15 protein-coding genes are annotated in these 12507 nt (G+C 43.1%); 3 read left to right on the plus strand and 12 right to left on the minus strand.

Annotated elements, in window-relative coordinates; all coding sequences use genetic code 11:
- The first annotated feature begins 30 nt into the window (after positions 1-30).
- The gene (pmbA, locus tag ACGHEH_RS17720) at positions 31-1380 is read left to right on the plus strand and encodes a metalloprotease PmbA (protein ID WP_390448001.1); all 1350 of its coding nucleotides are present in this window, start codon (positions 31-33) and stop codon (positions 1378-1380) included.
- A 58-nt stretch (positions 1381-1438) separates the two neighbouring features.
- On the opposite strand, the gene mgtE is transcribed toward pmbA, so the two are convergent.
- The 12 genes from mgtE to ACGHEH_RS17780 form a co-directional block, all read right to left on the minus strand.
- A complete protein-coding gene (gene mgtE / locus ACGHEH_RS17725; protein WP_349284760.1) occupies positions 1439-2797 on the minus strand; it encodes a magnesium transporter in 1359 nt (452 codons plus the stop codon).
- A gap of 118 nt (positions 2798-2915) precedes the next feature.
- Positions 2916-3191: an HPr family phosphocarrier protein gene (locus ACGHEH_RS17730; RefSeq protein WP_138481566.1), complete on the minus strand. Its 276-nt coding sequence runs from the start codon at positions 3189-3191 to the stop codon at positions 2916-2918.
- Positions 3192-3194: 3 nt separating this feature from the next.
- Positions 3195-4043, minus strand: coding sequence for an RNase adapter RapZ (rapZ, locus tag ACGHEH_RS17735; protein ID WP_390448005.1), 849 nt, complete (start codon positions 4041-4043; stop codon positions 3195-3197).
- Positions 4044-4060: 17 nt separating this feature from the next.
- Complete coding sequence (gene ptsN / locus ACGHEH_RS17740; RefSeq protein WP_390448007.1) at positions 4061-4513, minus strand: PTS IIA-like nitrogen regulatory protein PtsN; 453 nt, start codon at positions 4511-4513, stop codon at positions 4061-4063.
- A 2-nt stretch (positions 4514-4515) separates the two neighbouring features.
- Positions 4516-4803, minus strand: a complete 288-nt coding sequence (gene hpf / locus ACGHEH_RS17745; protein ID WP_130255587.1) for a ribosome hibernation promoting factor — start codon at positions 4801-4803, stop codon at positions 4516-4518.
- A 28-nt stretch (positions 4804-4831) separates the two neighbouring features.
- Positions 4832-6352, minus strand: coding sequence for an RNA polymerase factor sigma-54 (locus ACGHEH_RS17750; RefSeq protein WP_390448011.1), 1521 nt, complete (start codon positions 6350-6352; stop codon positions 4832-4834).
- A gap of 47 nt (positions 6353-6399) precedes the next feature.
- Positions 6400-7125, minus strand: a complete 726-nt coding sequence (gene lptB, locus ACGHEH_RS17755) for an LPS export ABC transporter ATP-binding protein (protein WP_138481556.1) — start codon at positions 7123-7125, stop codon at positions 6400-6402.
- Between the two features lie 2 nt (positions 7126-7127).
- Positions 7128-7652 (minus strand): lipopolysaccharide transport periplasmic protein LptA, encoded by a 525-nt coding sequence (gene lptA / locus ACGHEH_RS17760; protein ID WP_390448014.1) that lies wholly within the window; start codon positions 7650-7652, stop codon positions 7128-7130.
- A complete protein-coding gene (gene lptC, locus ACGHEH_RS17765; RefSeq protein ID WP_390448016.1) occupies positions 7642-8196 on the minus strand; it encodes an LPS export ABC transporter periplasmic protein LptC in 555 nt (184 codons plus the stop codon). Before lptC ends, lptA begins: the two co-directional genes overlap by 11 nt.
- Complete coding sequence (kdsC, locus tag ACGHEH_RS17770) at positions 8193-8744, minus strand: 3-deoxy-manno-octulosonate-8-phosphatase KdsC (protein WP_390448018.1); 552 nt, start codon at positions 8742-8744, stop codon at positions 8193-8195. Before kdsC ends, lptC begins: the two co-directional genes overlap by 4 nt.
- Complete coding sequence (locus tag ACGHEH_RS17775; RefSeq protein WP_390448021.1) at positions 8745-9716, minus strand: KpsF/GutQ family sugar-phosphate isomerase; 972 nt, start codon at positions 9714-9716, stop codon at positions 8745-8747.
- A 14-nt stretch (positions 9717-9730) separates the two neighbouring features.
- Positions 9731-10690, minus strand: a complete 960-nt coding sequence (locus ACGHEH_RS17780; protein ID WP_390448024.1) for a calcium/sodium antiporter — start codon at positions 10688-10690, stop codon at positions 9731-9733.
- Positions 10691-10915: 225 nt separating this feature from the next.
- Here ACGHEH_RS17780 and ACGHEH_RS17785 point away from each other — a divergent pair, with 225 nt between their 5' ends.
- Together ACGHEH_RS17785 and mlaE are read left to right on the plus strand one after the other, a co-directional pair.
- Positions 10916-11722: an ATP-binding cassette domain-containing protein gene (locus ACGHEH_RS17785; protein WP_390448026.1), complete on the plus strand. Its 807-nt coding sequence runs from the start codon at positions 10916-10918 to the stop codon at positions 11720-11722.
- The gene (gene mlaE, locus ACGHEH_RS17790) at positions 11719-12498 is read left to right on the plus strand and encodes a lipid asymmetry maintenance ABC transporter permease subunit MlaE (protein ID WP_130255578.1); all 780 of its coding nucleotides are present in this window, start codon (positions 11719-11721) and stop codon (positions 12496-12498) included. Before ACGHEH_RS17785 ends, mlaE begins: the two co-directional genes overlap by 4 nt.
- Positions 12499-12507 lie beyond the last annotated feature (9 nt).

Below are 12507 nucleotides of genomic sequence, written 5' to 3' on the forward strand. Positions count from 1 at the left end.
ATATTAAAGGTGTTTTTAGAGAGCATAACTATGAAATCTGAGCAGCAAAGTGCGATTTTTACTCAAATAGATGAAGTCAAACAGGCCGTATCAGAGGCGTTGTCCCACGCAACAAAATTAGGTGCAACAGCAGCAGAAGCTGCAATGTCGAGCACTTCTGGTCTATCTGTTAGTACGCATATGGGCGAGGTAGAGACCATTGAGTTTAACCAAGATGGCGGCTTGGGGATCAGTGTTTATGTGGGCAATCATAAAGGCTCTGCATCTACCGCTGATTTGAGCCCTAAAGCGCTCCGTTCTGTGGTTGAAAAAGCCATTGATATTGCGAAGTTTACTTCGGATGACCCTTGTAATGGGGTAGCTGATAAAGCGTTGCTTGAGATGTCTCCGCCAGATTTAGACTTGTATCACCCTTGGGAAGTAACGCCAGAGCAGGGGGTTGAGCTGTGTATTGAAGCTGAAAAAGCGGCATTAGAGTTTGATGAGCGTATTGTTAACTCAGATGGTGCGAGCTTCTCTAGTCATGAAGGCTTACGAGTTTATGGTAACACCCATGGCTTTCTAGCGGGCTTCCCGAGAACTCGTCACAGTTTAAGTACCATGGTGATTGGTCAAGATGGTGAGCAAATGCAGCGCGACCATGCTTATACTCTCAGTCGTGAGCAATCTGGTTTAAAATCTGCAAAGTTTGTCGGCCTTGAAGCCGCTGAGTCAACTATTGCTCGTTTGAACAGTAGAAAAATTGCCACTATGAAGACGCCTGTGGTGTTTCGAGCGGATGTTGCGAATAGTTTGTTTGGACATTTGGTTTCAGCAATTGGTGGTGGAGCGTTATATCGTAAATCGAGCTTCTTGCTAGACTCTTTGGGCAAGCAAATCTTTAATAGCAAAGTAAATGTGTCTGAGCGCCCTCATTTATTAAAAGGATTAGCGTCTAGCCCATTTGATAGTGAAGGGATAAAAACGCTGGATCGTGAAATCATTCATGGTGGCGAGTTGCAAACTTACTTGCTCGCGAGTTATGCAGCAAGAAAAATGGGTATGACTGCCACAGGCCATGCTGGCGGTATTCATAATTGGTTAGTACAGCAGACGCACGATGATCTAAAGGCTGTTCTTAAAGAAATGGGGACTGGCTTATTAGTCACTGAGCTAATGGGGCAAGGTGTGAATACAGTAACGGGAGATTACTCTCGAGGCGCAGCAGGTTTTTGGGTTGAGAAGGGCGAGATCCAATATCCAGTAAGTGAGATCACCATTGCGGGCAATCTAAAAGATATGTTTATGGAAATGCAGGCCATTGGTGGAGATATTGAAGCGCGTGGCAGTGTGCAAACGGGCTCGATATTAATTGAGTCAATGCAGGTCGCAGGGGAATAGGCCTTAATTAAAGTAAAAGCCCGCGATATTGAGCGGGCTTTTTTGTGTTTGGAGGGGTCTAAACTAAGAACCAAGTCGCTGTGCCTAAGAAGGCAAAGATGCCCACAATATCAGTCACTGTGGTAAGTACCACACTGCCCGCAAGGGCTGGATCTATATTCATTCGCTTTAAGATAATTGGGATACTGGCACCAGCAATACCGGCTGCAAGTAAGTTCATGAACATAGCAAAGGCGATCACGCCACCGAGTACGAAATCCCATTGCCATATGGCAACAACACCGGCGATTAGAAGAGACCAAAGCACACCATTTAGTGCCCCGATGGCAAGCTCTTTACCAAGCAAGAACTTCTGGTTGGTGTTGTTGATATGGCCAAGGGCAATACCACGAATAACTAAAGTTAGGGTTTGGCTACCAGCGACCCCACCCATACTCGGTACAATGCCATTTAGCACAGCTAAAATAGGAAGTATATCTAGGGTACTTTCGAAAAAACTGGCGACAAAGGCGGCAAGCAAAGCCGTTAAAAGGTTAATGCCAAGCCAGATAGAACGTCGCTGGCTACTTTTCAAAACCGGTGCGAAGGTATCTTCTTCGTCATCTAGACCCGCCATGCTTAGCAAGCTGTGTTCAGCGTCTTCACGAATAACGTCTACGATGTCATCAATGGTGATTCGACCAAGCAGTTGTAAGTTATCATCAACAACCGCTGCTGAAATCCAGTTATGACGTTCGAAGAGTTGCGCCACGTCACTTTCATCCATTGAAACGGGAATAGTTTCTTTCTCATCATCCATGAGTTCTGCAACCACTTTATCGGGTGAGTTCGTTAAAAGGGTTGCGACAGGCAGCGCCCCGATAAACTGGTTTTCTTTATCGACGACATATAAATCGTCGGTGCCATCGGGTAACTCGCCTCGTAGACGTAAATAACGCAGTACCACGTCGAGCGTCACATCAGGCCTAATGGTGACCGTATCTGTGCTCATTAATGCACCCGCAGAGCGCTCTTGATAAGAAAGCGCTTGGGTTGCCCTTGCCCTATCTTGGGCGTCCATTGCGCCGACAACGTCTTGATAGACGTCATCAGGTAAGCTTCTTAGTACTTCACCTAAGTCATCGTCATCCATATCCTCAGTTGCGGCTGCAATGAGCTCTGGATCCATTTGGTTGATAATACCAATACGAACGTCTTCAGATAGCTCTTCGAGTACATCACCTTGAATATCAGGGTCAACTAATTGCCATAGCTGTGTACGCACTTTGTGCGGGGAAGATTCAAGTAGTAATGCGGTGTCGCAGGGGGGAGTTTCAGCCAGAATACGCCTAACCTGAACAAACTGACCATTGTTTATTGCGTGCGTTACTTGTTGTAATTGTTGCAACGTATAGTCTTGTTCTAAGGCTTCTGGCATAGGCAATCCATTTATTAGGTGGTGTGCACCGAGAATAAAGGTTTAGGCAGTTACTGTGGGCGCCTAAAAAGAGTGCCTTAAGTTTAACGTAATTTTTGCAGAGTTACCAAGTGCTTGGTTACTCATCTTCATGAAATTTTTGTGCAATTAACTCGCCAATGGCGGTGAGTGCAGGCTGGGCATCTGGACCTTCACAGCAAACTCGAAGCTGCTTACCATGACTGCTTTCAAGCATGAGCAAAGCGAGTACACTATCACCAGGAGCTTCTTTGTCATCTTGGTAAAGGGTGATCTGCGCATCAAACTGTTGGGCTAATTGTGCAAGTACTGTGGCTGCGCGTGCATGCAGACCACACTTGTTTTGGATTAGAAAAGTATCTTCTGCCTTAACCATGCTTTAGTCTATGTCTTGTTCGCGGTGACGTATTTGCACATTGTTATGAGTTTTAGCAAAGCTTTCACCAATGGTTTGCGCTAGGTAAACAGAGCGGTGTTGTCCGCCAGTACAACCAATTGCAATGGTTAAATAGCTGCGATTATTGCGCTCTAGATGAGGTAACCAAGTCTGGACAAAGGTTTGAATCTGCCACGTGAACTTTTGCACTATGCTGTGGCTTGCTAGATAATCTTTGACTGGTTGATCTAAACCTGTCAGTGGTTTTAGTTCAGGCTCCCAATGCGGGTTTGGTAAAAAGCGCGCATCAAATACATAATCGGCTTGTTTAGGGATCCCATGTTTAAAACCAAAAGATAAGAAAGTAATGATAAGTTGCTTATCTTTTTTGCCAAGGATCTGCTCTCGAATGGTTTCTGCTAGCTGGTGTACACTTAAATCTGTCGTATCGAGCAGCACATCTGCTCGTGTGATTAACACATCGAGTAATTTCTTTTCTTCTTTAATTGCTAAATCAAGCGGCAGGTTATTTAAAGAAAGCGGATGCAATCGGCGTGTTTCTGAAAAGCGTTTGATCAGTGCTTGGTCATCACTATCTAAATAGAACAGCGTGGGATTTGCAAAGCCTGGTAAGTATTCAAGAATATCATTAAATTCTTGTTGCTCTTTTGGCAGGTTACGAACATCGATACTGACGGCTATTTTGTCATAGTTATCAGAAACACTTCTAACCAAAGAGGGAAGGAGATTAACTGGAATGTTATCAACACAATAATAACCTAGGTCTTCCAATACCCTTAAGGCAACGGATTTGCCCGACCCTGAGCGACCACTAATGATGATCAGTTCCATGGATTCCTCTCTGTTAATTAATCTTGAAGTGCAATAAGTTGATAGAGTGCTTCATCGTCTTTTGCATGACGAAGTTGCTTGCAAAACTCTTTGTTATTTAGTTTATCAGCAATTGCAGCTAAGGTCTTTAGATGTTCTGCATTATTACCTTCAGGTACAAGCATTGCCAAGAGAATATCGACAGGTCGGTTATCTATTGCGTCAAAATCAATACCGTTTTGATTAGTCACTAAAATGGCAAAAATAGTATCAATGCCTGTAAGGCGGCCATGAGGAATAGCAATACCTTTGCCTATGCCTGTGCTGCCTAGTTTTTCCCGCGTTAGGAATGCATCTAATATTTCGTGGGCGTTATGCTCTGGAAGGTGTTGGCTCGCTAATTCACTGATGTACTCTAGCGCACGTTTTTTGCTATTAAAAAGGACCGCAGCTTTACTGCAGTCCTTGTTGATAATCGAGCTAAGTTTCATGGTTAGTGTCGAGTTAATTTCTCTTTGTGTTTGATAACTTGGCGATCGAGTTTATCAACGAGCTTATCAATGGCTGCATACATATCAGAGTGTTCATCTGAAGCGAAAATTTCACCGCCATTTAAATGAACGGTAGCTTCGGCTTTTTGTACCAGCTTCTCAACATCTAAGATCACGTGAACGTTATTAATGTGATCAAAATGCCTTTCTAGCTTTGCAAACTTCGTGTTTACATAGTCTCTTAATGAATCTGTAATTTCTACGTGACGACCAGTTAAATTTAGTTGCATAAGCATTTTCCTTCTCTTGGTTTACGTCTTAAATCAAGCTCTTACGCTGATTTGACGGTGGAATAGAGAGTGACTCGCGGTATTTTGCAATTGTACGACGTGCCACTTTGATTCCCTGTTCTGCCAATATATCTGCAATTTTGCTGTCGCTCAATGGCTTAGCTGTATTTTCTGCAGCAATTAGCTTTTTGATCAATGCTCTAATCGCAGTCGATGAGCATTCACCTCCGTTTTCAGTGCTTACGTGGCTTGAGAAAAAGTACTTCAACTCAAAAATGCCACGGGGCGTATGCATGTACTTCTGAGTGGTGACACGAGAAATGGTAGACTCGTGCATTTCGACCATCTCAGCAACATCATTCAAAACCATAGGCTTCATTGCCTCAGGTCCATGTTCAAAGAATGCCTGTTGTTGTTGCACAATGCAATTGGTAACTTTCATTAAAGTGTCATTGCGGCTTTCTAAGCTCTTAATAAACCATTTTGCTTCTTGTAGGTGAGAGCGAATGAATTGGCTGTCAGTGCTTGATTTTACTGAGCGTGACATTGCTGCATAATGATCATTAACCCTAATTTTAGGCATACATTCAGGGTTTAGCTCAACAACCCAGCGGCCTTTTACTTTTTTCACCGACACATCAGGAATAACATACTCAGATTCTTCACGAATAATACTGGCGGCAGGTTTAGGGTTAAGACTGTGAATGAGAGTCATCACTTCTTTTAACTCAGGCTCTTTGAGCTTGGTCTTTTTCATGATGGTGCGGTAATCACGGTTGGCCAATAGATCAATATGCTCGCTTAACACCATTTTTGTTTCAGCAATGAAAGGCGTATCTACATCAAACTGATTGAGTTGAATACATAAGCATTCTTGTAATGAGCGAGCTGCAATACCTACAGGGTCAAAAAGTTGAATACGCTTTAATACAGCTTCAACTTCGTCGAGTTCAATTAACTCTTCGTCATTACCTTCATTAATACTTTCTAGGAGTTCTTCGGTACTGACAGTAAGTAGACCAGCATCATCAACGGCTTCAACAATGGCAACAGCTATGGCTTTATCCGTTGGGCTGAATGGAGTGAGCTCTAATTGCCACATTAAATATTCATGTAATGTTTCTGTTGTTTCGCCCTGATAAATGGTTTCGTCTTCAGGCATTGGGCCGCTACTTGTGCTTGGTGCTGCACTCATGTACTCGTCCCACGTTACATCCATGGCGAGATCGTCACTAACTGTGTCTTTACTTAGTGCGGCATCGCTATCAAGCTCGTAATCGCTTGTCGGTTCATCACCGTGACCATCATCAGCAGAATTAGAGAGTTGCTCGATAGAATCAGTATCTTTGGTCGCTTTGTCTGAATCATTGCCATCAGCACTCGGCTCTATTTCCGATTCATCTACTTCGAGTAAAGGGTTGCTATCCAGCGCTTCTTGGATCTCTTGCTGTAGATCTAGTGTGCTCAATTGCAGTAAGCGAATTGCTTGTTGCAATTGTGGTGTCATGGTTAGTTGCTGCCCCATGCGCAGCTGTAGCGATTGCCTCATGTATTTCTAACAATCCTTTTTGTTATTTGGATTATGTCTTGTTTTAACTATAGACGGAATTGTTCACCTAGGTAGACGTCTCTTACGGTTTGATCAGCTAAAACTGACTCAGGCGTACCTGACGCGATTAATTCACCATGTGAAACAATATAAGCTTTCTCACAAACATCAAGGGTTTCTCTTACATTATGATCTGTAATGAGAACTCCAATGCCGCGATTTTTTAAGTGCTCAACAATTTTCTTTATATCTAACACCGAAATCGGATCAACGCCAGCAAAAGGCTCATCTAAAAGAATAAATTTGGGGTTTGCGGCTAAAGCGCGAGCAATTTCAACTCGGCGGCGCTCACCACCTGATAAAGCCATGCCCTGACTGTCCCGAATATGTTGAATATTAAATTCATCTAATAGGTCGTCTAGGGTTTGTTCTCTTTGTACTTTATTGAGGTCTTTACGCGTTTCTAAAATTGCCATTAAATTTTGATACACAGTCAATTTTCTGAAGATGGAAGATTCTTGAGGCAGATAACCTATGCCCATACGTGCTCTACTGTGCATAGGTAGCAAAGTGATATCTTCGTCATCTATGGTGACTTTACCTTTATCGCTAGGCACAAGACCAACGATCATGTAAAAACTGGTGGTTTTACCTGCGCCATTAGGACCGAGAAGACCAACAATGCTTCCAGCTTCCACACTTAGGCTGACATTTTTTACGACTTGGCGGCCTTTGTAGCTTTTTGCTAGGGCTGTGGCAGTTAACACACTCATGCTCATTGACCTTGTTCAGGGTTAGACTTTGATGCTTTTTTCTCTGGTACTAATACCGTGTGTACACGTTGCTGATTTTGTTCGTTTCGTTCAGCACTGATCAGTTGCTTCTCGATGTCATAAATAATCGCTTCAGCTTTTGTACTTTGACCTCCTAGGCTTATTTCAGCTTTGCCTTTAATGGTAAGTAGTCTATTGGCAACGTCATACCTAACTTCCTCTGCGCTGGCACTGAGTACTGTGCCATCAGGTTGCTTTTCGATAAAACGAGCTGGTTTGCCTGTTGCGACTAAAAGCTGCTTGTTCTCACCGAGCTCTTCACGCTGATGTACTTCTAATCTATCGGCATAAATTTCACGGTTGCCATGAATGATTTCAACATTTTCTTCAAAGATACCAATGTTTGTCTTTAATTGTGCTTGCTGCTTACCTGCCTTAATCGATACCTGTGACATAGATGCTGTTTCTGCCAAAGCAAAGTTAGAAAAGCCGAGTAGTAGCAGTGAAAGAAGTAGTTTATTGGTCATAGTAAATGGTTCGCGTATGGTTAATGAGCTCAATAATTTCAGTATTGAGGTCGGCATTGAGGCCTTGCCCTTTTATATTTAAGTGGGGGCCCACAATTTCTACGGGTAGATCTGAGCGCATGGCGCGCTGAGTTATATCTACTTGAATATGGTCTGCGCTGATTTGGCTGATCATTGCGCCTTCAGTTAGATTTAGGGCTTTAACATCTCCCTCTAAGATCAGCATGTTATTTTCATATAAAGTGGCTTCATTGGCCGAAAGTTGCCAATTTTGTGGGCCATTAAACAGGGTGAATGTAGGCGATGTAAAATGGCTAAACCCGAGTTGTTGATAAAGCTCCATTTTATTCGCTTCAACTAAATAATTTCGTATGCCAGCTTCAGAATATTTGGTTTGCTTTAGATCTGTAGCAACATAATCTGGGGTGGCTATGCTCTCTTCTTCAGTGGCACTTCGCTTTTTAGGTTGAGCAAAATACGGTGACCATATCCAATACATGGTCAGTGCAAAAATAATTAATAATATGACGCGGTTGACCGTCATGCGCTTGTTCCTGATGTGCCGAGTGTATGACCCTGGCACAACATGAGTAAGTCAGTTAATTCTCTCACAGCGCCAAATCCACCAGGCAGTAAAGTCGTGTAGTGTGAGAGGTTGCGAATGATAGGGTGAGCATCATTTACGGCCACTGCAAAGCCTACTTGCTCCATGACAGGCAAATCAGGACCATCGTCACCAATATAAGCAATCTCGACATCTGTCAGGTTTAGGTTGGCTTTCAACTCTTCGTAGGCTTTCACCTTGTCTTCTTGCCCTTGGTAAATATGCTTTACTGTTAAGCTAGTCATACGTTGCTGAACAATCTGTGAATGGCGACCGGTAATCACGGCAACTTCAACTCCTGCATTGATAAGAGCTTTTATACCAAAGCCATCTTTGGTGTTGAATGCCTTTAATTCTTCGCCATTATTGCCAAGGTAAATACGGCCGTCAGAGAATACACCGTCAATATCACAAATGAGCAACTTGATTTGTTTCGCTCTAGAGACCACATCTTCGCTGATTGGTTGATATAAGTCGGCAAATTGCATTTAAATGACTCCTGCTTTTAATAAGTCTTGCATATTCAGAGCGCCAATTGGGCGATTAGTTTCATCAACCACAATTAAACCATTAATACGTTTGTTTTCCATGATGTTTAATGCCTCTGCCGCGAGCATATCAGCTTTTGCTGTTGTACATTTGACAGTCATTGCATTATCAATTTTTGCGCTGTGCAAATCGAGTTTTTGTTCAATAATACGGCGTAAGTCACCGTCGGTAAAAATTCCGGCTAAAACTCCCTGCTCATCGACGATCGCAGTCATGCCTAAGCCTTTGCTCGAGATTTCAAATAACGCATCTTTGATAAGTTTTCCTGTCTGGATGATTGGCATCTGCTCACCTTGATGCATGATGTCTTCTAAGGTCAGCAATAAACGTCGACCGAGAGAGCCTCCAGGGTGGGAGAGTGCAAAATCATCAGCAGTAAAGCCGCGCGCTTCTAGCAGGGCAACGGCAAGTGCATCACCCATAACCAGTGTGGCTGTTGTACTCGCTGTTGGTGCTAACCCCAGTGGACAAGCTTCTTTCGAGACCGCGATACACAAATGAATATCAGAAAGGTTAGCCATTGAAGAATTAGGGTTGCCTGTCATGGCGATGGTTTTTGCACCAATGCGCTTTATAACAGGAATAATATTGACGACTTCACTGGTCTCTCCTGAATTTGAGATCAATAAGACAACATCGTCTTTGGTGATCATACCTAAATCACCATGACTTGCTTCACCTGGGTGCACAAAAAAAGCGGGAGTACCTGTGCTTGCGAGTGTAGCTGCAATTTTATTACCTATATGTCCTGATTTACCCATACCAATAACAATAGTGCGACCATGACAGTCGAAAATAGTTTGGCAAGCATCTATAAAGCTATCGTCAATGTATTGTGCAATTTCATCAATGGCTTGCTTTTCAATATTGATGACATTTAAAGCGGTTTTGGTAAATTGTTCAGCAGTCATGTGCACTCCAACAACTAAATAATGTAATACATGTATCCGATGAACGCCGCAAGTAGGAGGCCACCTTCAATGCGGTTGATACGTCGAGAGCCTTTGAGGCTTAAACTCATCGCGATCAATATAAATGTCGCGCCAAGCATAATATAAATGTCGCGATGTGCGATGTTGGCATCTATGTCTGCTGGGTTTAAGATCCCCGCAATAGAAAGGACCGCGAGAATATTAAAGATATTTGAGCCAATTATGTTACCCATTGCTAGGTCGTCTTCGTTTTTAAGTACGCCAGCAATACAGGCTGCAAGTTCAGGTAAACTGGTACCTATGGCAATAATCGTTAAACCGATTAATAAATCGCTCATGCCAAAATATTTTGCAATGTCTACGGCGGCGTCGATAAGATAGCTTGAACTAATAGGCAGCAATACCATGCCGACCACTAACCACAAAATGGCTTTACTGGTTGGTATATCATTAGGCACTTCATCGCATGCTTCAGCAACTAAAGGGTCATCGTCTTGGTTACCTGAACGTTTGGTTAAAATAAGTAAGGTCGCGAGAAAGGTGATAAAGCCAGCAAATAAAATGAGGCCTTCAGTGCGACTAAAGTGATTATCACTGACAATAAACCAAGCGCCTAAAGACACAATCACAAGTAATGGCATCTCGCGCTTTAAAATACCTGAGCCAACAGAAAGTGGGCGCAATAGTGCGGTAATACCTAATACAAGTAGTATATTGGCGATGTTTGAGCCAATCGCATTACCCACAGCGGTATCCGTTTTATCTGCAAAAGCAGCTTGTGCTGCAACCATCATTTCCGGGGCCGATGAGCCCATTGCTACTATAGTTAAACCTACGATTAATGTCGGTACACCGAAATTTCTTGCCAATGCTGCCGCGCCAAAGACAAAGCGGTCCGCACTCCAAACTAACGCGGCAAAACCAAGTATCAAAATGATGAAAGATAAAATCATAAAAAGAATATGCCAACAACGAAAACAAAATTGCGGCAAATAGTAACAAAAGCATAAAAAAAAGTATAAACAAAACGCTAGGTAAAAAGCTTTATTCATAGAAGTGAGCTAATACTAAAGCAGAGGTGTATCTACCGCTTACAAAATTTTACGAATTCTCTTTTCACACTAAAACCAAAAAAAAGTATGATACATAAATTGGTTAACCAGAATGTGGAGCGCGACTTGTCGCAATCAATTATCGAAATCAAGGATGTAACTTTCTCCAGAGGTGATAGGACCATCTATAAGAACATGAGTTTCTCGGTACCAAAGGGGAAGATAACCGCAATTATGGGGCCGAGTGGTATTGGTAAAACCACCATGTTGCGCCTTATTGGTGGTCAATTAAAGCCAGATAGCGGCGATATTACATTTGAAGGGCAAAGTGTACCGGGTATGACCCGTGCTGAGCTTTACGAAGCCCGTACGAAAATGAGTATGCTCTTTCAGAGCGGTGCGCTTTTTACAGATATGTCAGTATTCGACAACATCGCTTTTCCTCTTAGAGAACATACGCAGTTAAGTGAAGATCTAATTCGCCTTGTGGTTCTTATGAAGCTTCAGGCTGTCGGCCTTCGTGGTGCCAGAGATTTAATGCCGTCAGAACTATCTGGCGGCATGGCAAGACGTGCAGCACTAGCACGCTCGATCGCATTAGATCCTGAACTCATCATGTACGATGAACCGTTTGCTGGACAAGACCCAATCTCAATGGGTGTGTTAGTACGTCTGATCAAGTCGCTTAATCAAGTTTTAGGTTTGTCATCTTTAATTGTAACGCACGATGTAACAGAAGTACTGAGCATTGCCGATCATGTAGTGATTATTGCTGAACAAGGCGTGATTGGCACAGGGACGCCAGAGCAGATGTTGCAACATAGTTCTCCATTGGTGCAGCAATTCTTAAAAGGGTTATCAGACGGGCCAGTGCCTTTCCACTTTAAAGCTGCGCCTTACGAAGATGAATTGTTACTAGGAGCCCAGCAATAATGGATTTTTTACAAGCATTAGGCCATAAGACCCTGAGTCGTTTTGCCTCATTAGGGCGTGCAACACGCATGTTATTGGGCGCTTTACTCAGCATGCCTAATTTTAAAAAAGGCACGCCGCTGTTAATTAAGCAGCTTTACATGGTAGGTCATCAATCATTATTGATCATCATGGTGTCGGGCTTATTCATCGGTATGGTACTGGCTTTACAAGGTTATACCGTATTAGTGGGTTACGGTGCTGAAGATAGCTTGGGCCCTTTGGTTGCACTGAGTCTACTGCGAGAGTTGGGCCCGGTTGTAACTGCATTATTATTTGCCGGTCGAGCGGGCAGTGCATTAACGGCCGAAATTGGTTTGATGAAAGCAACCGAGCAGTTATCAAGTCTGGAAATGATGGCAATTGATCCGCTTAAAAGGGTCGTAGCACCTCGTTTTTGGGCTGGTTTTATCAGTATGCCGCTGTTGGCACTGATATTTTCAGCCGTTGCAATTATTGGTGCGCACTTAGTAGGTGTTGATTGGTTAGGTGTCGATTCAGGCAGCTTCTGGTCAATCATGCAGTCTCAGGTGTCGTTCCAGCAAGATATTTTAAATGGCATGATCAAGAGCTTCGTTTTTGCACTGATCGTGACATGGATAGCGCTTTACAAAGGATACGACTGTGTTCCTACATCAGAAGGGATCAGTAAGGCGACCACAGAAACAGTTGTTCATTCGTCGCTGGCCGTTTTGGGTTTCGACTTTTTATTAACAGCGGTGATGTTTTCAAGTTAAGGGTTTTGA

This window comes from Pseudoalteromonas sp. MTN2-4, from assembly GCF_042848605.1.
Taxonomy (GTDB): domain Bacteria; phylum Pseudomonadota; class Gammaproteobacteria; order Enterobacterales; family Alteromonadaceae; genus Pseudoalteromonas.